The sequence below is a fragment of the Methylobacterium soli genome (genome assembly GCF_008806385.1).
GTDB lineage: Bacteria > Pseudomonadota > Alphaproteobacteria > Rhizobiales > Beijerinckiaceae > Methylobacterium > Methylobacterium soli.
In genome coordinates this window covers 163836-184819 of sequence record NZ_VZZK01000010.1, presented here as the reverse complement: position 1 = coordinate 184819, position 20984 = coordinate 163836, and the positions used below count along the sequence as shown (strand labels likewise).

Here is a 20984-nt window from a genome sequence, read left to right as displayed (position 1 = left end):
TCCGGCCGATCTCTCCGGACGAGACCCGCGATGCCCGCGCGCCTGCCCTTCTCCAAGCCCCGCCTTCGCCTCGGCGCAAGCCTGTCGCCCCTCGCCCTCGCCCTCGGGGTGACGGTCCAGGGCCTCGCGCCGGGCCCGGCCCACGCGCAGGCTCCGGCCCCAGGCCAGACGCAAGCTCAAGGCCAGACCCAGGGTCAAGGCCAGACCCAAGGCCAAATCCAAGCGCAGAATCAGGTCCCGGGCCCGCCTGCCGCCGCTCTGGCGCCCGCCGCACCGGCCCCGGTGGCGGCGGAACCCGCCCCCGGCGGATCCGCACAGCCCACCGCGCCGCCGGTCGCGCTGCCCGTGGCGGAGGCGCCCGTGCCGGCACCCGCGAAGAAGCGCGAGCCCGCCCCCCTGGTCTACGCCCGGGTCTCCAGCGACCCGGTGCCGACTTTGGCGCCCGGGACCTTCCTGGACACCCTGCGCATGGCCGAGCGCTACCAGGCCTTCGTCGAGGCCGGCGGCTGGGAGAGCCTGCCGGCCGACCTCGTGCTCAAGCCCGGCGCCCGCAATCCGGCGGTGCCGTCCCTGCGCCATCACCTCACCCTGACGGGGGATCTGCCGGCCGACGCGCCGCCCAGCGACCGCTTCGACCCGCCGCTGGTGGCCGCCGTGACGGCGTTCCAGGCCCGCCACGGCCTGCCCGAGACCGGCATTCTCGGCCGCCAGACGCTTGCGGCCCTCAACGTGCCGGCGCGCGTGCGCCAGCGCCAGCTCGCGGCCTCGGCCAATCGCCTGATCGGCTCGCACTTTCCCTTCGGCGACCGCTACGTGATCGTGAACATCCCCTCCGCCACCGTCGAGGCGGTGGAGAAGGGGCAGGTCGCCCGCCGCTACGTCGCGGTCGTCGGCAGCCCCGACAAGGCGACGCCCGCGGTCGAGACCCGCATCACCGACATCAACTTCAACCCGACCTGGACCGTGCCGGTCTCGGTGGTGAAGAACGAGATCATCCCGAAGATGCGCAAGGATGCGGGCTGGCTGGCCCGCAACCACATCCGCATCCTCGGCCCCGGCGGCGTCGAGGTGAACCCGACGGCGATCGACTGGAAGGGCGAGAAGGCGGTCAACTACACGCTGCGGCAGGATCCGGGCTTCGACAATTCGCTCGGCCAGGTGCGCATCGACATGCCGAACCGCCACGCGGTCTACATGCACGACACGCCCGCGAAGTCGTTCTTCGCCCGCGAGGTGCGGTTCCACTCGCATGGCTGCGTCCGCGTGGGCCAGGTGAAGGAGTTCGTCGGCTGGCTGCTCGAGGGCACGCCCGGTCCGAACGGCCCCGGCTCGAACTGGGGGGCCATCGAGATCGAGACCGGCATCGCCGCGGGCGACCGCCGCGACATCAAGCCGGTCAAGCCGATCCCGGTCGCCTTCGTGTATCTCACCGGCTACGCGACGCCGGACGGGCGGGCGCATTTTCGCGACGACATCTACGCCCTCGACAACCCGCCCGCCGCCGCAGCCGTCCCGGACGTGCAGATCACGGGCGCCATCACCCCGCGGACGACGCCCCCGAAGGCCGTCCCGGCGCCGATTCCGGCCCGCGCCGCCGAGGCTGACCCGCCCAAGCCGGCCGCCCCCGAGACTTCCGCTCCGAAGCCTCTCGCTGCGAAGTCTCTCGCTCCGAAGTCCGCTGCCCCCAAGTCGGCCGCCCCGGATTCCCCCGCGCCGAAGCCCGAGGCCCGTACCCCGGCACCCAAGCTACCGCCGGCCCCCAAGCCATCGCCAGCCCCCAAGGCTCTGGCGCGCGAGCCCGTGATGCTGCCGCCCGGACTCGTCGGCCCCCGCGCCTGAGCCTCGCCCCGTCCGCCCGAGGCCGCAGGGCGCACCCGCGGGTCCGGGCCCATCGCGCGCCCGGATCGACGGTGATGCGGTGAGATCCCCTGAGCCCCCGAGCCCAGGCAGGGGCCCCGCGTGCCATGCCGCACCCTGGAACCGCTCCAAGCTGCACGCGGCCAGCAGCGCTGCCATGCGGAGCGGAACAATCGGCGCCACCGTTCATTTTGCCGAGCGAGAGACGCCGCGCGAGCGCAGGCGCCCGGACACGACATCACCCGGCACCATCAACGGAGAGACCACCCAATGGCCAAGGCCAAGCTCAGCCCGCGCGTCGACAGCGACCGTCTGAACACCCCGACCGACCTCGACCCGGCCGACACCAAGAAGATCGCCGAGGGCCTGACCGTCCTGCTCTCGGATCTCTTCGCCCTCTACATCAAGACCAAGAACTTCCACTGGCATGTCAGCGGCCCGAACTTCCGCGACTACCACCTGCTCCTCGACGAGCAATCCGAGCAGATCTTCGCGATCATCGATTCCGTCGGCGAGCGCGCCCGCAAGATCGGCGGCACCACCCTCCGCTCGCTCGGCCAGGCCAGCGAGCTGAAGCGCGTGCCGGACAACAATGCCGATTATGTCAGCCCCCTCGACATGCTGGTCGAGCTGCGGGACGACAACAAGGCGCTGACCGCCCACATGCGCGAGCTGCACGAGATCACCGACGAGGCCAACGACGTCTCGACGACGAGCCTGCTCGAGGAGTGGATCGACCAATCCGAGGAGCGCACCTGGTTCCTCTACGAATCGACCCGGAACGCCACCCAGTCCGGCCACTGATTGCCGAAACGGGTCGAGGCCCACAGCCTCGGACCTCCCCGGACGCTCTGATTGCCAAGGGTCGGGAGCCGGCTCCCGACCCTTGGAGCCTCTGCGGGCCCCGGCACAGGCCGACCACGCTGTTGCCGGTATGGCAGCGACTTGGCGGACCGAGCGACTGGCCTCACTCAGATTTTACCCACTCTTCCGCAAGTCTAAGCCTGTGGACACGCATCCCAGACAATTGACTGTCGAGATAAACGGGCAGAGCATCGCACAAAGTATAGTGTTGCGAGGTCAGGGATGACAGTCATGATTTCTCCAGCCGCGAGCCAGATCATCGAAGCCGGAATACAAGCCGCCCAGACTTGCGGCGGCGAACGCGACTACTCGGCCGCTGACCGTGCCGTCGAGCGCGCAATCGGCCAATTGAGTATTGCCGGCGACATGTCCGGCCGGAGCGACATCATCTCGCCGCTGCTGGAAATTGCGCAATTGTACGTCAGAAACCAGATCGGCAACGCGACGTAGACCAGCCAGCCGCCAGGATCGCGCGACGATCGCGGGGCAACATCCGCTGCCTTGGCCTCCTGTGGACCCGGTCGCCCTCCCGCTCCCGGCCGCTACCCCATCCTGCCGAGCCCGACGCTCGATCCGGTCAGCTTCTGGAACAGGTCGAGCGCGAAGCGGTCCGTCATGCCGGAGATGTAGTCCACCAGGACGAGGTAGCAGCGATAGGTATCGGCCTGGTTCAAGGCCTCACGGAACTCCCTCGGCATGAGCTGGTAGATTCCGTCGTTCCTCATGTCGAGTTTATCCTTTCCCCGCTCGATGAACTGATCCAGCATCCCCCCAAACAGATCCATCAACGTCATGATGATGTTGTACCCGGCCGCCTCGACCTGCATCTTTGCGATGTCCTTGTAGACGACCTCGCGGCAGAAATTTCTGATGTCCGCGACGTTGCTCTTGAACTTCGAGACATCGAGCAGAGAGCTCGTGAACTTGCCCTGCAAGATGTTGTCGTGCTCCGTAATGAAGGATTGGGTCGCCGCATCGATCAGCGCGGAGACGGCACCGCCCCGGAGATACGCGATCCTGTCCTGCTCGTTGGCGGACTTGAGCTCCGGGTAGCGCGGCGCGTGGCTGGCCGCTTCGGCGATGTCCTTGAGCAGCCTTTCGGCGGATTCGAATTTGATGAACTTCGTCCGAAACGCGTCCTCGATATCCGTCGTGAGATAGCAGATGTCGTCGGCCGCCTCGACGATGAACGCGAGTGGATGCCGGCAGAGGCGTCCGTCGCCGCGATCGATGAGGCCGAGCTCACTGTAGATCTTCTTCGCCGCCGTCGCGTCGGCGGCCATGTATCCGAATTTCTTCTTGTCGGCGGGCGCGCTCTTGGAGGCCCAAGGGTATTTCGAGAACGTACCGAGCGCCGCGTAGCTCAGTTGCAGCCCGCCGGCGACGCGCCAACCCGTCGTCGCCGTCAGGATCCTGAACCCCTGCGCATTGCCGTCGAACTTGAGGAAATCCTCGATCTCGTCGATGTCTTTGAGCCGCGCCGTGAGGCGGCCTTCGGAGAGGTTGCGCTCGAACCAGGTCTGGATCGCGAATTCGCCGATATGGCCGAAGGGCGGATTGCCGATATCGTGGGCCAGGCACCCGGCATAGGTGACGTCGGCGAATGCCGCGGCGTCCACGGTCAGATCGCCTCTCTCCTTCAGGGATCTCGCACATTCCGTCGCGATGATGCGGCCCGCATGCGCGACCTCGATCGTATGGGTCAGGCGCGTCCGGACATAGTCCAGCACCGGCAGGGGATGAACCTGCGTCTTCCCCTGCATCCTCCGGAACGGGGACGAGTACATGATCCGCTCGGCATCCTCGAGGAAGACCGAGACTTGCGAGACCGGGTGGGTCACGGGTGCCTGACGACTGAAATCAGAGACATACCGGGTTCTGGAGAGAAGCTTGCCCCAACTCATACGCGTCATCGGGCCACCTTCCCCAATATGCCGATCTCAAATGCGTTTTTCGACAAAGACGGCACGCTCATCTCGGGGATGAGATGTCGGATTTCCGCGATTTGTCTAGATCAAGCTCAAATCCGGCACTGTGCTGATGATACAAATCTATACAAATAATCTATCCAGATGCAATAGTCAGCCCGATCTGCAACTCTTGATTTAATATTCCGCTGTCTGACGCAATGTCGCCCGGCCTGCGGCGCTCGGGACAGGACGGCCAAAGGCTCAATCTCTGGTTGGGTGGATCAAGCCATCGCCAGCGCGACCTTCATCACCCCCATATCCTCCCGGTCCGGGTGCACGGTGAATCCGAGACGGCGGCAGACGGCGAGCATCGGCCGGTTCTCGGCGAGCACGCTGCCCTCGACGCGGCGGATGCCCTCGGCCCGGGCCCAGTCGATCATCAGGCGCATCAGGGCGTAGCCGAGCCCGGTGCCCTTGCGGTCGGAGCGGATCAGGATCGCGTACTCGCCGCTCTCGTGGTTGGCGTCGGCGTGGAGGCGCACGGCGCCGAGCATCGCGCCGGTCTCCACGTCGATGGCCACGAAGGCGATGGCGCGCGCGTAGTCGAGCTGCGTCAGGCGGACCAGGAAGGCGTGGCTAAACTCGCGCACCGGCGAGAAGAAGCGCAGGCGCAGGTCCTCCTCGCTCACGGACTGGAAGAAGGCGCGGAACATGCCCTCGTCCTCGGGCCGGACCGGGCGCACGAGAATGCGCCGGCCCTTGAGCATCATGGTCCGCTCCCACTCGACCGGGTAGGGCCGGATCGCGAAGCGCGGATGGCCCCGGCCGCGGGCCGGACGGCCCGGCTTGCGCGGGTCGCGGCAGATCATGACGCGCGCATCGAGGGCCACGGCGCCGGAGGCGTCGGCGAGGAGCGGGTTGATGTCGAGCTCGCGCACCTGCGGCAGGTCGGCGGCGAGCTGGGCGAGCTTCACCAGGACGAGGGCGACCGCCCGGGTGTCGGCGGCCGGCACGTCCCGGTAGGCGGCGAGGCGCCGGGCGACGCGGGTGCGCGCGATCAGCTCGCTCGCGAGGGCGAGGTCGAGGGGCGGCAGGCCGAGCGCCCGGTCGTCGATGACCTCGACCGCGGTGCCGCCGCGCCCGAACACCACGACGGGCCCGAAGGTCGGATCCTCGGCGAGCCCCGCGATCAACTCGCGCCGGCGGCCCTTGCGCACCATCGGCTGCACCGCGAAGCCGGTGATGCGGGCCTCGGGCCGCTCGCGGCGCGCCCGGGCCAGGATCGCGCGCGCGGCCTCGCGCACATCGGCCTCGCTGGTGAGATCGAGCCGCACGCCGCCGATATCGGACTTGTGCACGATGTCGGGCGAGACGACCTTCAGCGCCACGGTGCCGCCCTGCGCCAGGATCGGCCAGGCGGCGCTCGCCGCCGCGTCGATGTCGGGGGCGAGCGTCAGGGGCACGCTCGGGATGTCGTAGGCCTTCAGGAGGTCGGCGACGCCGAGGGGGTCGAGCCAGGTGGCGCCCTGCTTGAGCGCGCGGGCCACGATCGCGCGGGCGGCCTCGACATCGGGGGCGAAGTCGCGCGGCAGCGAATCCGGCGTCCGCATCAGGTCGTCCTGCGCCTCCCGGTAATGCACGAGGTGCAGGAAGCCCTCGACCGCATCCGAATCGGTGGCGAAGCGCGGGATCCCGGCCTCCGTCAGGAGCCGGGTGGCGGCGGCGTCCTCCCCGAGGGAGACGGCGAAGACCGGCTTCCTGCGGCCCGAGGCGGCCTGGGCCCGGCGCACCGTGCCGGCGATGGCGGCCGCGACCGCGGTGCCGTCCGAGCGGGCGGTGGGGACGTGGATCGCCAGCACCGCATCGTTGGCCCGGTCGGCGAGCAGCGGCGCGAGCGCCGTCTCGTAGGCCGCCGCATCCGCATCGATCCCGAGATCGACCGGGTTGCCGGGCCCCGCCTCGGGGCCGAGCGCAGTTCCCGGGCCGAGCCCTGGCGCCGGGGTGATCTCGGCGAGCGTGCCGCCCCGGTCGGCCAGCCGGTCCGCCGCCAGCACGCCGATGCCGCGCCCATTTGTCAGGATCGCGAGGCGCTTGCCCGGAAAGGGGCGCTGGCGCCCCAGCGTCTCGACGGCGGAGAACATCTCGTCGAGATCCTCCACCGCGAGGAGGCCCGCCCGGCGGAAGGCCGCCCGGTAGACCGCGTCGGGCTTGGCCAGCGCCCCCGTATGGGTCTCGATCCGGCGCGGCGCGGCCTCGTGGCGGCCGGTGCGCAGGACCACGACGGGCTTGGCCCGGGCGGCGGCGCGGGCCGCGCTCATGAACTTGCGGGCATCCGGCACGGTCTTGAGGCAGAGCAGGATCGCCCGGGTGCCGAGATCGCTCGCGAAATGGTCGAGGCAATCGGCGACATCGACGTCGCAGGCGCGGCCGAGCGACAGCACCGCCGAGAATCCGACATCCCGCCGGGCCGCCCACTCGACGATGCCGGAGGCGATCGTGCCCGATTGGGAGACCAGGGCGAGATCCCCCGGCGCCGGCGCGCGGGCGAGCAGGCTGGCATTGAGCTTCGCGCCCGGCACGGCGAGGCCGATGCTGTTGGGGCCGAGGAGGCGCAGGCCGTAGCGCCGGCCAAGGGCGCGGGCCTGCGGCCCCGCATCCCCCGGCGCCTCGCCGAGATCGGCGGTCAGGATCACGGCGGCGCCCGCGCCCTTGCGGCCGGCCTCCGCGACGATCTCCGGCACCGCCGCGGGGGGGGCTGCGATCACCACGAGGTCGGGCGCGGCGGCGAGATCGGCGACGCTCGGCACGCACGGGATGCCGTCGACCGTGTCATGGCGTGGGTTCACGGGCCAGAGCGGCCCGGGAAAGCCCGCCGCCCGCAGGTTCTCCAGCACGGCGCGGCCGAGGGAGCCCTCGCGCGCCCCGGCGCCCGCGAAGGCGATCGAGCGCGGGCGCAGCAGCGCCTCGAAACGGTAGGTGCTCATCCCGGTCGGCGCCCCTCGTGCGGCCTGCCACGCGCGGCGTCCCGTCGCCCGGATGGACGCGCAATCCTGGCGCCCGCCAGGACGCGCCCGCGGCAACTAGCACGCGCCTGCGGCAACCGGGACGCGCCCGCGGTAACGCCGGCCGGAAGCGTTAGCCGGATTCTCCGAGGGCGGAAACGCGCGGGACCACGCGCCGCCGGGGCCTTCGCAAAATTCGGACGCGCCGGCTCAGCCGCCCGTGAGCGGACGGGGCGGCAGAACCAGGGTGTCGTCGGCCTTGAACACCGTCGGCCAGCGCATCCGCTCGGCCAGGGCGCGGGCCTCGGCCTCGTCGATTCCGAGCTCCCGCGCCACCTGCGCGATGCTGATCCAATCGGGCTGCATCGTCATGCTCCTCAGGTCTCCTGACGCGTCAACGGTTGGCCCGGAAGGGGGTTTCCTGCCCGGGGGCGTTTCGCGGCGGCGTGTCCCGGGCCGGTTCCCCCGGCCGGTGCCATCGGCTACCAGACGAATCATGCCGTCCTCCGACCTCACCCTCCGGACCGCCATCGTGGCGGCGATGCGCCAGCTCATCGCGCTGGGGCTCAGCCAGGGCACCTCCGGCAACATCTCGGTGCGGGCCGGGGCCGGCTTCCTGGTCACGCCCTCGGGCATTCCCGCCGAGGACCTGACGCCCGAGCACATCGTGCCGATGGATTTCGCGGGGCACCACGCCCACGCGCTCCCGCCCTCCTCCGAGTGGCGCTTCCACCGGGACATCCTGCGGGCCCGGCCCGAGATCGGCGCGGTGGTGCACGCCCACCCGACCTACGCCACGGCCTTCGCGCTCTGCGGACGCGAGATCCCGGCGGTGCATTACATGATCGCGGCGGCCGGCGGCCCGACGATCCGCTGCGCGCCCTACGCCTCCTACGGCACCGAGGCCCTGTCGGTGGCCGCCCTCGCGGCGCTCGAGGACCGCAAGGCCTGCCTGCTCGCCAATCACGGCATGATCGCGATCGGGCCGGACCTCGCCAGGGCCCTGTGGCTCGCCCTCGAGGTCGAGACCCTGTGCCGGCAATACGCCATCGCCCTCCAGGTCGGCGCCCCGATCGTCCTCGACGATGCCGAGATCGCCCGGACGGTGGAGCGCTTCAAATCCTACGGCCCCCGCCCCGCCGAGATCGCGCAGGACGGCGACGAGACCGGATCGCCCCCTGCCGCCCTCGGTTTCGACGAAAACCCGGCCTGATTTCTTCGCGGGAGATCAAGTCTCGGCGATCGGCTCGGCGCGCCGGCGGCGCCCATCTCCGTCCCCTTCCGCACAAACATCCGAGATGCCACGTTGCACGGGCGCCTCGCGAAGATGTGATAGAACAACCTTTGAAACCTCCGTCGCTCGTCCGACTTTTGCGTAAATATTACGACGCTTGCTTCGGATCCTTCATGGGTATTCTGGCTGCACCCGTGCCTGAATCGTTTCGGGCCTCCCGCTGAGGCCACGACGCCTCAACCGATGGTTGAGAGGGCTCAATTCAGGCATTTCCGGCCTTAAGTCGAGGCTGATCCTGTAGAATTCCCGGACCCAGGACGCTCTTGCAGGCAATGCCTACGCAACCCGCACGCGCTGATGCCACCGTTTCATCCGTTCGATCGCGCGTTTCGCAACTTATGCGTCGTTAGTCCGGCCTGAGGGCAACTCATCCAGTCAACAATCTGGATATCGCTCGTCATTGCACTTGCCTCTTGCCTTATAATTTATAACACCATAGTAGCTCGGAGATCACGAACATCCGCCGCCCGATTTTCTCAGGGCCTATGCCTCACGAGCGTTTGCGGCACATTGCCATCGATCAACAGGGGATCACGATGTCCACCGAAAGCGGCGTTTCGCCGGATTACATCGAGCTCGCGGCCGACATCGTGTCCGCCTTCGTCAGCAACAATTCCGTGCCGGTCACCGAGCTTCCGAGCCTGATCGCGTCCGTGCACGGCACGCTGAACCGCCTGTCGAGCGCGCCCGTGGAGGAGAAGGTCGAGCCGTTGACGCCGGCCGTGTCGGTGAAGCGCTCGATCACGCCCGATTACATCGTCTGCCTCGAAGACGGGAAGAAGTTCAAATCGCTCAAGCGGCACCTGCGCACCCGCTACGACATGACGCCCGACCAGTATCGGACGAAGTGGAACCTCGCGGCCGATTACCCGATGGTGGCCCCGAACTACGCCGCCGCCCGCTCGGAACTCGCCAAGAGCATGGGCCTCGGCCAGCAGCGCCGGAAGTCCCGCTCCAAGGCGGCACCGGTCGAGGCGAAGCCGGCGGTCGAGGCGAAGCCGGCCCGCGCCCGCCGCCCCCGGGCCGCCGCCGCCGAGGCCTGACGGGCCCGGGACGGGCGGGCGCGCGGGTCGCATCCCGCGCCCGAGCGCCGAGGCTCGAAGGTTTCGCCAAGTCGGGGCGCGATCCCCGCAAGGACATCCGGCCGCGCGACGGCCGGCCTCCGCATCAAGATCCGGGACAGGATCTCGGGTGCCGTCCCTGGCGCATTTCACCGGATTGTCCCGGCGCTATCCACAGCCGGTTCACCGCCTCGAGCCCGCCCGTCGAGCCGAACGCGGCCCGATCTCGCCCCGGCGCGGCCGGCCTGGCCCGGGCGGCCGCGCCGGGGCGGGGCTCGCCTCAGCGGACCGGATAACGGCCGCGCCCCAACGGCTTAGAGACATCCCTCCCCGCCGTCCGCCCGCATGCGGCGCGCTGATGCCGCTCCCCCGGGCGGCGGCGTCGGGCGCGGCCCCGCCCGCCGCGGGGCGGCGCGCCCGGGGGGCCGCGCGCCGGCGTTAGAGATGGGGCAAGGAGGTGCTGCCAAGGGTCGGGGCCTCGGCCGGGCGCTCTCAGGGGCAGCGCGGCTTCCCGCGCGGACGATCCGAGGACGCCTCATGTCCGGCCAGCCCCACATCGTCGGACGCCTGTTCTGGACCAGCGTGATCGGGGGCGGGCTCGGGCTCTGGTACGGCCGCCCCGCCTTCGCCCTCACGGCGCTCGCCCTGGCGGCGATCCTGATCTGGGCGCTCGACCGGCCGCGCCGGTTCCGGAAGCGGGTGCGCGGCATCGCCCGGCGCCACGCCCGCACCCTGGCCCTGCGGCGGCGCCAGGAGAGCTTCGTCGATCCCTACGGCAACCTGATCGAGGATGGCTGGCTGCGCGAGCGCGACTATTTCGTCGAGCGCACGATCCTGCCGGAGATCGAGGCAAGGGGCTTTGCGGATTACGCCGAGCCGCACTGGGACGCGATGGTGGCCATCGTCGAGGCGGTCGCGGCGGCCGTCATCCTGCCCGACGCGGCCGAGGCGCCCGAGGACGGGATCGCCTACGAGCAGTTCTGCGCCGCCCGCCTCACGGCGGCGGGCTGGCGCGCGCACGCCACCCAGGCCAGCGGCGACCAGGGCGCCGACATCGTGGCCGAACGCGATCGCGTCCGCCTCGTGGTGCAGTGCAAGCGCTACGCGAAGCCCGTCGGCAACGCCGCCGTGCAGGAGGTCGCCGCCGCCTGCCGCTACTGGTCGGGCGACATGGCGGCGGTGGTCTCGAATGCGGGCTTCACCCCGGCCGCCCGCAAGCTCGCGGCCGCCACCGGCGTGGCGCTCCTCCACCACGACGATCTGGACGACCTGCACCCGATGCGGCAGGTGCCGGGGCGCGGCCGCGCCGCGGCGCCGCCCGCCTGAGGATCAGGAGGTGCCGTCGAGGGGCAGCCATTGCCGGCCGTCGCGGGCGAGGAGGTCCTCGGCCCCCTTCGGCCCGTCCGTGCCGGCCGCGTAATCCTCGACGCCCGCGCTCTTCCAGGCTTTCAGCAGCGGATCCACCGCGGCCCAGCCGGCTTCGATGTTGTCGGCGCGCTGGAACAGGGTCGCGTCGCCCACCATGCAATCGTACAGCAGGGTCTCGTACCCGACATTCGGCGGCTCGGTGAAGAAGTCGCCGTAGCGGAACGTGGTGGTGACCCGGCCGAGCCGCATCTGCGGCCCGGGCCGCTTCACGTTCAGCACCGTGCTGGAGCCCTGCTCGGGGTCGATCATCAGGCGCATCACGTTCGGGGCGAGTTCCGTCACCGCGCTCTGGCTGAAGAGGCGGAACGGCGGCGGCTTGAAGTGGATCGCGATCTCGGTGAGGCGATCGGTCATGCGCTTGCCGGTGCGCAGGTAGAACGGCACCCCGGCCCAGCGCCAGTTCTCGATCTGGAGCTTCACGGCGACGTAGGTCTCGGTGTTGGAATCCTTGGCCACGTGCGGCTCGTCCCGGTAGCCGATGACGGCCGTCCCCTTCTCGGTGCCCGCCGTGTACTGCCCGCGCACGGCATCCCCCGGCTCGATCGGCCGCACGGCCTCGGCGACCTTGGCCTTCTCGCTGCGCACCGCCTCGGCCTCGAAGGAGTTCGGCGGCTCCATCGCCACCATGCAGAGGAGCTGGAACAGGTGGTTCGGCACCATGTCGCGCAAAGCCCCGGTCGGCTCGTAGAAGCCGCCGCGATCCTCGACCCCGATGGTCTCGGCCGCGGTGATCTGGACGTGGTCGACGTATTCGCGCCGCCAGATCGGCTCCAGCATGCCGTTGGCGAAGCGGAGCGCCATGATGCTCTGGACCGTCTCCTTGCCCAGGAAATGGTCGATCCGGTAGAACTGGCTCTCGTCGGCCTGTTTCAGGATGCGGGCGTTGAGCGCCTGGGCCGAGGCGAGGTCGGAACCGAAGGGCTTCTCGATCACGACGCGCCGGAAGGCGCCGTCCTGCTGCTTGAGCAGGCCGGCCTGCCCCAGATGCTCGACGATCGGCCCGAAGAAGCGGGCCGCCACCGCGAGGTAGAACACCACGCTGCCCTCGATCCGGTCCTTCAGCGCCGCATAGGCAGCCGCATCCTCGAAATCGCCCTTCAGGAACTGGATCCGGTCCCGCACGAAGCCCCAGGCCTTCGGGTCGATGTGGTCGGCGTGGAATTCCGAGGTGGCGTCCTTGGTGAAGGATTCCATCGTGGCGGTGAGGTCCTGGCGCAGGCCCTCGTCGCTGTTGTCGTTGTGGTCGACGCCCAGGATCTTGAAGCCCTCGGCGAGGAGGCCGGCACCGGAGAGGTTGTAGAGCGCGGGCATCAGCAGGCGCTTGGTCAGGTCGCCCGCGGCCCCGAAGATCACGAGGGTGCAGGGCGGGGCGGCCTTCGTGCCGCAGGCGGCAGGCCCGTTGAGAGTGACGGTCCGTTCCATCGGCAAGCTCCGGGTGCGATCGGACCCGCCGCAAGCTGAGCCGGCGGGATCGCACGTCAAACGGCCGGTGAGGCGGGGCGTTCCGGCGGATCACGCCTCCGTGCGCTGGGAATCGGGGGCGCCCGCCGCCCTACTCGTCGGGGCGCACCGCCTGGCCGCCGTCGATCGGCAGGCGGGCGCCGAGGAGCTCCGGACCGCCCGGCAGGCTGCGCACGTCCCAGCCGCCCCCGAGGGCCCGGATCAGCGACACCGCCGTGGTGTAGCGGTTGAGCCTGACCTGGAGCGCCGCGACCTCGTTGTTGAGGGCGAGCGCCTGGGCGGTGATGACCGTGGTGAAGTTCTGGGTGCCGGCGCGATACTCGTTGAGGGTGATCTCGACGGCGCGCCGCGCCGAGGCCACGGCCGCGTCCTGCGCGGCCTGCTGGCGGGCGAGGATGCGCACGCCGGCCAACCCGTTCTCGACCTCGCTGAAGGCCGTGAGCACCACCTGCCGGTAATTGGCCACCGCCCCGTCATAGGCCGCCCGCGAGGCCTGGAGCGCGGCCGAGCGCGCGCCGCCGTCGAACAGCACCTCGGTGCCGGCGGCGGCCACCGACCAGACCTGGTTGGCCGCCGAGAACAGGCCGTTGCGCGGATCGCCCGAGATGCCGCCGGAGGCCGAGAGCGTCACGGTCGGGTAGAAGGCCGCGACCGCCACGCCGATCAGCTCGCTCTGGCTCTGCACGGTGCGCTCGGCCTGGGCCACGTCCGGGCGGCGCTCCAGCAAGGCGGATGGGATGCCGACCGGCACCGCGGGCGGGCGGGCGCCGAGGCTCGCCACCGGGATCGAGACCTCCGAGGGCGGGCGCCCGATGAGGAGCGCGATGGCGTGCTCGAAGGTCGCCCGCTGCAGGCCGACCGCGATGGCGGAGGCCCGCGTCGTCTCGACCTGCGTCTGCGCCGTGATCACGTCCGAGCGGGCGGCGACGCCCGCATTGTACTGGTTCTCGGTGATCGCGAGGGTGCGCTTGTAGGCCTCCACCGTCTCGTTCAGGAGACGCTGCAGGGCATCCGCGTAGCGCAGTTGCAGGTAGTTCGTGACCACTTCCGCCTGCACCGAGAGGCGCACGAGCCCGACCTGCGCCGCGTCGGACTGGGCCGCGGCGACCTCGCTCTCGATGTTGCGGCGGGTGCCGCCGAACAGGTCCAGCTCCCAGCTCGCCTGCCCCTGGAGCGAGACATTGGTCCGCTCGACGCCGCCCGCCCGGACGCGCGAGATCCCGGGCGCCCCGATCACCGTGGGGTAGAGGGCGGCGCGGGCCTGCTCCACCAGGGCGCGGGCCTGCCTGTAGCCCGCCACCGCTTGGCGCAGGGTCTGGCTGTCGACGTCGACGAGGCGCACCAGCCGGTCGAGGGCCGGGTCCTTGAACACCCGCCACCAGTCGCCGCGCTCGGCCCCGTCATTCGGCTGGGCCGGGCGCCAGCCCTTCTTCGACGCGACGGCGGCGGCGCTGTCCTCCCGCTGGCCGCCTTCCTTGAAGGCGAGCGGCGTCTCGACGGAGGGACGCGCGTAATCGGGCCCGACCATGCAGCCGCCCGTGAGCGCGGCCAGACCCGTGGCCGCCAGCCATCCCCGGATCCGCATCATTCTGCGGCCGGAAGCGCGGCGCTGCCGCCCGCAGCGCGGCGGGCGCGGCGCGCCTTCGCCCAGTGCCGGAGCCGGTCGAGATACAGGTAGACGACGGGGGTCGTGTAAAGGGTCAGGATCTGGCTCACGATCAGGCCGCCGGCGATCGCGATGCCGAGCGGACGGCGCAGTTCCGAGCCCTCGCCGCCGGCGAGGATCAGGGGCGCCGCGCCGAGCAGCGCGGCCAGCGTTGTCATCATGATCGGCCGGAAGCGCAAGAGGCAGGCCTCGAAGATCGCGTCATGCGGGTTGGCGCCGTGGGTGCGCTCGGCGTCGAGGGCGAAGTCGATCATCATGATCGCGTTCTTCTTCACGATGCCGATGAGCAGGAACACCGCGATGAGGGCGATCACGGTGAATTCAGTGCCCGAGACCAAGAGCGCCAGCAGCGCCCCGATGCCGGCCGACGGCAGGGTCGAGAGGATCGTGATCGGGTGGATGAAGCTCTCGTAGAGGATGCCCAGGATCGTGTAGACGGCCAGGATCGCGGCCAGGATCAGCAGCGGCTGGCGCGAGGCCGAGGCCTGGTAGTTCTTGGCCGCGCCCGCGAACTCGCCGTGGATGGTGGCGGGCAGGCGCAGCGACGCCATCGCGGCGTCGATCGCCGCGGTGGCGTCCGAGAGGCTCTTGCCCGGCGCCAGGTTGAACGAGACCGTGGTGGCGACGAACAGGCCCTGGTGGCTCACCTGCACGGGCGCGTTGCCGGTCTCGAGGCGGGCGAAGGCCGAGAGCGGGATCATGGTCTCCTTCGCGCTCGAGACCGGCGCGCTCGAGGAGGCGCCGCCCTTGCTCGCCGCGATGGCGTTGGAGGCCGCGTTGCGGGCGGAATCGCTCGCGATGGCGGCGGCCGTGGTCGAGGGGTCGGTGGCCGTGGTGTCGGGCGCGGCCGCGGTCGAACCGGTGCCGTTGGTGTTGGCCGCCCCGTTCGCCGCCACCGTGCCGGCCACCGCGTTCGTGGTCGCCGAGCCCCGAGCCTTCCCGCCCGAGGTCGAGACGTAGACCATCTTGAGCGTCTCGGGCGACTGGAGGTAGCGCGGCGCGATCTCCATCACGACGTGGTACTGGTTCAGCGGGTTGTAGATCGTCGAGACCTGGCGCTGGCCGAAGGCGTCGTAGAGGGTGTTGTCGATCTTGTCGGGGGTGATGCCGTAGCGGAAGGCGGTGGCCCGGTCGATGACGAGGCGGCTCTCCAGCCCGCCCTCCTGCTGGTCCGAGGTCACGTCGGCGAAGATCGGGTTCTTCTGCAGCGCCTGCACCAGCTGCGGGGCCGCCGCGTAGAGTTCCTCGGCGGTGTCCCCCTGCAGGGTGTACTGGTACTGGGCGAAGCTCTGGCGCCCGCCCATCCGCAGGTCCTGGCGCGGGAACAGGAACAGCCGGGCCCCCGCCACCTGGGCGAGCTTCGGGCGCAGGCGGTTCATCACCTCGGTGATCGACGGGCGCTCGCCGCGCGGCTTCAGCCCGACGAAGACATTGGCGGAGTTGGTGCCGCGCCCGCCCGTGAAGCCCACGACGCTGTCCACCGCCGGGTCCGCCTGCACGATGGCGGTGGCCTGGCGCAGCTTCTGCTCCATCGCCTGGAAGGAGATGCGCTGGTCGGCCTGGATGCCGCCCATCATCTGCCCGGTATCCTGCTCGGGGAAGAAGCCTTTCGGCACGATGACGTAGAGGTAGACGTTGAGGCCGATCGTGGCGAGCAGGATCAGCATCACGAGGCGGCTGTGGCGCAGGCCGAAGCGCAGGGAGCGCTCGTAGCCCCGCAGCGAGCCCGAAAAGGCCCCTTCCAGGCCGCGGATGAACAGGTTCGGGCGCCGGGAGGGATCGTGCGTCTCGGGCTTGAGGAGCCGCGCGCACATCATCGGCGTCGTGGTGAGCGAGAGCACGAGCGAGATGAGGATCGCCAGCGACAGCGTGACGGCGAATTCCTGGAACAGGCGCCCGACGAGGCCCCCCATCATCAGGATCGGCAGGAACACCGCGATGAGCGACAGGCTCATGGAGATGACCGTGAAGCCGACCTCGCGCGCGCCGCGGAGCGAGGCCTCGATCCGGGATTTGCCCTGCTCGATGTAGCGCTGGATGTTCTCCAGGACCACGATGGCGTCGTCGACCACGAACCCCGTCGCGATGATGAGCGCCATCAGCGACAGGATGTCGAGGGAATAGTCGAGCAGGTACATCGCCGAGAAGGTGCCGACGATCGAGATCGGCACCGCCACCGCGGGGATCAGGGTGGCGCGCCAGGAGCGCAGGAACACGAACACCACGAAGACCACGAGGCCCACCGCGATCAGCAGCGTCTCCTCGGTCTCGGCGAGCGAGGCGCGGATCGTGGCGCTGCGGTCGCCCGTGATGGTCAGGTCGATGTCGCCCGGAAGGGCCGCCTGGACCTGCGGCAAGGCCTCCTTCAGGCCCTTGATGGTCTCGACGACGTTCGAGCCCGGCTGCTTGTAGATGAACAGGATGACGCCGGGCTTGCCGTTGATCAGGCCGAGATTGCGCTTGTCCTCCACCGAATCGATCACCTGGCCGACATCGGTGAGGCGCACGCCCGCCCCGTTGCGGTAGGCCACCACGATGTCGCGGTACTCGGCGGCGGTGCGGCCCTGGTCGTTGGCGTAGAGCTGGTAGTGGCGCTCGCCCGTCTCGATGGCGCCCTTCGGCGAGTTGGCGTTGGCGGAGGCGAGCGCCGCCCGGATGCCCTCGAGGCCGATGCCGTAGTGGAAGAGCGCCGTCGGATCGAGCTCGACCCGCACGGCGGGCAGCGAGGAGCCGCCGATATCGACGTTTCCGACGCCGGGCAGCTGCGACATCTTCTGCTGCACCACGGTGGCGGCGGAATCGTAGAGCTGGCCCGGCGACAGGGTGTCCGAGGTGAGGCCGAGGATCAGGATCGGGGCGTCGGCGGGGTTGAACTTCCGGTAGGTCGGGTTCTGGCGCAAGGCCGTCGGCAGGTCGGCCCGCGCCGCGTTGATCGCCGCCTGGACGTCGCGCGCCGCCCCGTCGATGTCGCGGTTGAGCCCGAACAGCAGGACGATCCGCACCGTGCCGGTGGAGCTCGTCGAGGTCATCTCGTTGACGTCGGCGATGGCCCCGAGGCGGCGCTCGAGCGGCGCCGCCACCGTGGTCGCCATGGTGTCGGGACTCGCGCCCGCCATCTGCGCCTGGACCAGGATGACGGGGAAATCCACCTGCGGCAGGGGCGCCACCGGCAGCTTCAGGAAGGCGAAGAGGCCGGCCAGCAGCACCCCGATGGTCAGGAGCGTGGTGGCGACCGGGCGCCGGATGAACGGCTCCGAGACGTTCACGGCAGCGCCTCGCCGGCCGCCGCCTCGCCCCGATGGCGGCCCGTGACGCGGCGCTCCAGGCGGTCGAAGGCGAGGTAGATCACGGGCGTGGTGAAGAGCGTCAGCACCTGGCTGACGATGAGGCCGCCCGCGATGGCGATGCCGAGCGGCTGGCGCAGCTCCGAGCCGACGCCGGTGCCGACGATGAGGGGCACCGCCGCGAAAAGCGCGGCCAGCGTCGTCATCATGATCGGGCGGAAGCGCAGGAGGCAGGCCTCGAAGATCGCGTCGGGCGGGCTCATGCCCTCCTCGCGCTCCGCCTGGAGCGCGAAGTCGATCATCATGATGGCGTTCTTCTTCACGATGCCGATGAGGAGCACGATGCCGATGATCGCGATGACGTCGAGGGAGAGCCCGAACAGCATCAGGCCGAGAAGCGCCCCGATGCCGGCCGACGGCAGGGTCGAGAGGATCGTGATCGGGTGGATGAAGCTCTCGTAGAGGACGCCGAGCACGATGTAGACGGTGACGATGGCGGCGAGCACGAGGAACAGCTCGTTGCCCAGGGCCGCCTGGAAGGCGAAGACCGAGCCCTGGGGCACGATGCGGAAGCTCGACGGCAGGTCGATCTCGCGCCGCGCCGCCTCGATCGCCTCCACCGCCTGGCCCAGGGCCGCGCCGGGCGCGAGGTTGAACGAGACCGTGGTGGCCGGGAACTGCCCGAGATGGCTGATCAGGAGCGGCGCCCGCCTTTCGCTGACCCGCGCCACGGCCGAGAGCGGGACCTGGCCCGAGGTCGCCGTCGAGGAGGGCAGGTAGATCGTGTTGAGGCTCTCCAGCGTCCGGTGCAGGTCGGGATCGGCCTCGAGGATGACCCGGTACTGGTTCGACTGGGTGAAGATCGTCGAGATGATGCGCTGGCCAAAGGCGTCGTAGAGGGCGTTGTCGACGGTGGCCGGGGTGATGCCGTAACGGCCGGCGGTCGCGCGGTCGATGGTGACGTAGGCGGCGAGCCCGCTGCCCTGGAGGTCGCTCGCCACGTCCGCGAGCAGGGGCGAGCGCTGGAGCGCGCTCACGAAGCGGGGCACCCAGGTCTCGAATTCCTCGAGGTTCGGGTTCTCCAGGATGACCTGGTACTGCGTCGCCGAGACCGCCGTGTCGATGGTGAGGTCCTGCACCGGCTGCATGTAGAGGCGGATGCCCGAGACCCCGGCGCTGGCCTGCTTCAGGCGGTCGATGACGCCGCTCGCGGCGGCCGTGCGCGCGTCGCGGGGCTTCAGGTTGATCAGGAACCGGCCCGAATTCAGCGTCACGTTCTGGCCGTCGACGCCGATGAAGGAGGACAGGCTCGCGACGTCGGGATCCTTGAGGATGATCGCGGCGAGGCGCTGCTGGCGCTCCGCCATCGCCGCGTAGGACACGGTCTGGTCGGCCTGGGTGATGCCCTGGATCACCCCCGTGTCCTGGACGGGGAAGAAGCCCTTCGGGATCACCACGAACAGGTAGCCGGTGAGCACGACGGTGCCGAGGGCGACGAGGAGCGTCAGGCCCTGGTAGTTCAGCACGACCCGCAGCGCCCGGCCATAGGCCGCGATGGTGCCGTCCATGGCCCGGCGGCCCATGCGGGACAGGAAGCCCTCGCGGCTGCGGAGCTGATCCGCCGGCACGTGCTTGAGGAGGCGCGCGCACAGCATCGGCACTAGGGTGAGGGAGACCACCGCCGAGATCACGATCGTGGCCGCGAGCGTGATGGCGAATTCGTGGAACAGGCGCCCGACCACGTCGCCCATGAACAGGAGCGGGATCAGCACCGCGATCAGCGAGACGGTCAGCGAGATGATGGTGAACCCGATCTCGCGCGAGCCCTTGAGCGCCGCCTCCAGCGGGGCGTCGCCCTCCTCCACGTGGCGGGCGATGTTCTCGATCACCACGATGGCGTCGTCGACCACGAAGCCCGTCGCGATGGTGAGCGCCATCAGCGACAGGTTGTCGAGAGAGAAGCCGTAGAGGTCCATCACGGCGAGCGCGCCGATCAGGGAGAGCGGCACCGACAGGCTCGGGATCAGGGTCGCCGAGAGGCTGCGGAGGAACAGGAAGATCACCAGCACCACGAGGGCGATGGCGAGGCCGAGCTCGAACTGCACGTCCTCGACGGAGGCCCGGATCGTGGTGGTGCGGTCGGTGAGCGGCGTCACCGTGATGGCCGCCGGCAGGGTCGCCTGGAGCTGGGGCAGCAGCGCCTTGATCTTGTCGACGGTGGCGATGACGTTGGCGCCGGGCTGGCGCTGGATGTTCAGGATGACGGCGGGCGTCTCGTCCATCCAGGCGCCGAGCTTGGTGTTCTCCGGCCCGTCCACCACGTCGGCGACGTCCGAGAGCCGCACCGGGGCGCCGTTCTTGTAGGCGATGATCGCGTCGTTATAGGCGCGCGGGTCGCGGATCTGGTCGTTGGCGTTGATGGCGTAGGATTGCTTGGGGCCGTCGATATTGCCCTTGGGCGTGTTGACGTTGAGATTCGTGATCGTGGTGCGCAGGTCGTCGATGTTGAGGCCGTAGGCCGCGAGCGCGCGCGAATTGAAGCGCACCCGCACGGCCGGCCGCTGGCCGCCGCCCATGCTGACGAGGCCGACGCCGGCCACCTGGGAGATCTTCTGGGCGAGGCGCGTCTCGGCGAGGTCGCGCACCTGCGTCAGCGCGAGCGTCTTCGAGGTGAGCCCGAGCGTCAGGATCGGCGCGTCGGCCGGGTTCACCTTGGCGTAGATCGGGGGCGCCGGGAGGTCCGAGGGCAGGAGGTTGCCGGCCGCGTTGATCGCGGCCTGCACCTGCTGCTCGGCGATGTCGAGGGACAGGTCCAGGCTGAATTGCAGGGTGATGACGGAGGCCCCGGCCGAGCTCTGCGAGGTCATCTGGTTGAGGTTGGCGAGCTGGCCGAATTGCCGCTCCAGCGGCGCGGTGACGGCCGAGGTCATCACCTCCGGGCTGGCGCCCGGGTAGAAGGTCTGGACCTGGATCGTCGGGTAATCGACGGCCGGCAGCGCCGAGACCGGCAGGTTGAGATACGACACCATGCCGACGATCAGGATCGCCAGCATCAGGAGCGTCGTGGCCACCGGCCGCAGGATGAAGAGGCGCGACGGGTTCATGGGCTGAGCCTCGCCAAGACACCCACCAAGACCCCTGCCAAGAGCCCTGCCAA

At 70.0% G+C, this 20984-nt stretch carries 13 protein-coding genes; 6 read left to right on the top strand and 7 right to left on the bottom strand.

What is annotated here, in order from left to right:
* Window positions 1–30: 30 nt before the first annotated feature.
* From F6X53_RS12410 to F6X53_RS12400, 3 genes are all read left to right on the top strand, one after another.
* Window positions 31–1839: a L,D-transpeptidase family protein gene (locus F6X53_RS12410; protein WP_151000327.1), complete on the top strand. Its 1809-nt coding sequence runs from the start codon at window positions 31–33 to the stop codon at window positions 1837–1839.
* Window positions 1840–2127: 288 nt separating this feature from the next.
* Window positions 2128–2661: a Dps family protein gene (locus tag F6X53_RS12405; protein WP_151000326.1), complete on the top strand. Its 534-nt coding sequence runs from the start codon at window positions 2128–2130 to the stop codon at window positions 2659–2661.
* 282 nt (window positions 2662–2943) lie between these two features.
* The gene (locus tag F6X53_RS12400; protein ID WP_151000325.1) at window positions 2944–3171 is read left to right on the top strand and encodes a hypothetical protein; all 228 of its coding nucleotides are present in this window, start codon (window positions 2944–2946) and stop codon (window positions 3169–3171) included.
* A gap of 92 nt (window positions 3172–3263) precedes the next feature.
* On the opposite strand, the gene dgt is transcribed toward F6X53_RS12400, so the two are convergent.
* From dgt to F6X53_RS12385, 3 genes are all read right to left on the bottom strand, one after another.
* Complete coding sequence (dgt, locus tag F6X53_RS12395; RefSeq protein WP_151000324.1) at window positions 3264–4634, bottom strand: dGTP triphosphohydrolase; 1371 nt, start codon at window positions 4632–4634, stop codon at window positions 3264–3266.
* 278 nt (window positions 4635–4912) lie between these two features.
* Window positions 4913–7615: a bifunctional acetate--CoA ligase family protein/GNAT family N-acetyltransferase gene (locus tag F6X53_RS12390; RefSeq protein WP_151000323.1), complete on the bottom strand. Its 2703-nt coding sequence runs from the start codon at window positions 7613–7615 to the stop codon at window positions 4913–4915.
* 228 nt (window positions 7616–7843) lie between these two features.
* Entirely contained in the window at window positions 7844–8005 is a 162-nt protein-coding gene (locus F6X53_RS12385; protein ID WP_151000322.1) for a glycoside hydrolase family 92 protein, read from the bottom strand.
* A gap of 124 nt (window positions 8006–8129) precedes the next feature.
* Between F6X53_RS12385 and F6X53_RS12380 the strand changes: the two genes are divergently transcribed.
* From F6X53_RS12380 to F6X53_RS12370, 3 genes are all read left to right on the top strand, one after another.
* On the top strand, window positions 8130–8846 hold the full coding sequence (locus tag F6X53_RS12380; RefSeq protein ID WP_151000321.1) for a class II aldolase/adducin family protein: 717 nt from the start codon (window positions 8130–8132) through the stop codon (window positions 8844–8846).
* 617 nt (window positions 8847–9463) lie between these two features.
* On the top strand, window positions 9464–9970 hold the full coding sequence (locus tag F6X53_RS12375; RefSeq protein ID WP_151000320.1) for a Ros/MucR family transcriptional regulator: 507 nt from the start codon (window positions 9464–9466) through the stop codon (window positions 9968–9970).
* 555 nt (window positions 9971–10525) lie between these two features.
* Window positions 10526–11314 carry a restriction endonuclease gene (locus F6X53_RS12370; RefSeq protein WP_151000319.1) on the top strand — a complete coding sequence of 263 codons (789 nt, stop codon included), beginning with the start codon at window positions 10526–10528 and terminating at the stop codon, window positions 11312–11314.
* Between the two features lie 3 nt (window positions 11315–11317).
* Here F6X53_RS12370 and zwf read toward each other — a convergent pair whose 3' ends face one another.
* From zwf to F6X53_RS12350, 4 genes are all read right to left on the bottom strand, one after another.
* Window positions 11318–12838, bottom strand: coding sequence for a glucose-6-phosphate dehydrogenase (gene zwf, locus F6X53_RS12365; RefSeq protein WP_151000318.1), 1521 nt, complete (start codon window positions 12836–12838; stop codon window positions 11318–11320).
* Window positions 12839–12968: 130 nt separating this feature from the next.
* Window positions 12969–14465, bottom strand: a complete 1497-nt coding sequence (locus F6X53_RS12360; protein ID WP_151000317.1) for an efflux transporter outer membrane subunit — start codon at window positions 14463–14465, stop codon at window positions 12969–12971.
* Complete coding sequence (locus F6X53_RS12355) at window positions 14462–17809, bottom strand: efflux RND transporter permease subunit (RefSeq protein ID WP_151000316.1); 3348 nt, start codon at window positions 17807–17809, stop codon at window positions 14462–14464. The genes F6X53_RS12360 and F6X53_RS12355 overlap by 4 nt, the downstream gene beginning before the upstream one ends.
* Complete coding sequence (locus F6X53_RS12350; RefSeq protein WP_151000315.1) at window positions 17806–20931, bottom strand: MdtB/MuxB family multidrug efflux RND transporter permease subunit; 3126 nt, start codon at window positions 20929–20931, stop codon at window positions 17806–17808. The genes F6X53_RS12355 and F6X53_RS12350 overlap by 4 nt, the downstream gene beginning before the upstream one ends.
* Between the last annotated feature and the right edge of the window lie 53 nt (window positions 20932–20984).

What these genes read in the sequence shown, in the direction of transcription:
- F6X53_RS12390 (WP_151000323.1), bottom strand. Translation starts at nt 7,615, where the DNA reads ATGAGCACCTACCGTTTCGAGGCGCTGCTGCGCCCGCGCTCGATCGCC.
- zwf (WP_151000318.1), bottom strand. Translation starts at nt 12,838, where the DNA reads ATGGAACGGACCGTCACTCTCAACGGGCCTGCCGCCTGCGGCACGAAG.
- F6X53_RS12410 (WP_151000327.1), top strand. Translation starts at nt 31, where the DNA reads ATGCCCGCGCGCCTGCCCTTCTCCAAGCCCCGCCTTCGCCTCGGCGCA.
- F6X53_RS12350 (WP_151000315.1), bottom strand. Translation starts at nt 20,931, where the DNA reads ATGAACCCGTCGCGCCTCTTCATCCTGCGGCCGGTGGCCACGACGCTC.
- F6X53_RS12360 (WP_151000317.1), bottom strand. Translation starts at nt 14,465, where the DNA reads ATGATGCGGATCCGGGGATGGCTGGCGGCCACGGGTCTGGCCGCGCTC.
- F6X53_RS12385 (WP_151000322.1), bottom strand. Translation starts at nt 8,005, where the DNA reads ATGACGATGCAGCCCGATTGGATCAGCATCGCGCAGGTGGCGCGGGAG.
- dgt (WP_151000324.1), bottom strand. Translation starts at nt 4,634, where the DNA reads ATGACGCGTATGAGTTGGGGCAAGCTTCTCTCCAGAACCCGGTATGTC.
- F6X53_RS12405 (WP_151000326.1), top strand. Translation starts at nt 2,128, where the DNA reads ATGGCCAAGGCCAAGCTCAGCCCGCGCGTCGACAGCGACCGTCTGAAC.
- F6X53_RS12375 (WP_151000320.1), top strand. Translation starts at nt 9,464, where the DNA reads ATGTCCACCGAAAGCGGCGTTTCGCCGGATTACATCGAGCTCGCGGCC.
- F6X53_RS12370 (WP_151000319.1), top strand. Translation starts at nt 10,526, where the DNA reads ATGTCCGGCCAGCCCCACATCGTCGGACGCCTGTTCTGGACCAGCGTG.
- F6X53_RS12400 (WP_151000325.1), top strand. Translation starts at nt 2,944, where the DNA reads ATGACAGTCATGATTTCTCCAGCCGCGAGCCAGATCATCGAAGCCGGA.
- F6X53_RS12380 (WP_151000321.1), top strand. Translation starts at nt 8,130, where the DNA reads ATGCCGTCCTCCGACCTCACCCTCCGGACCGCCATCGTGGCGGCGATG.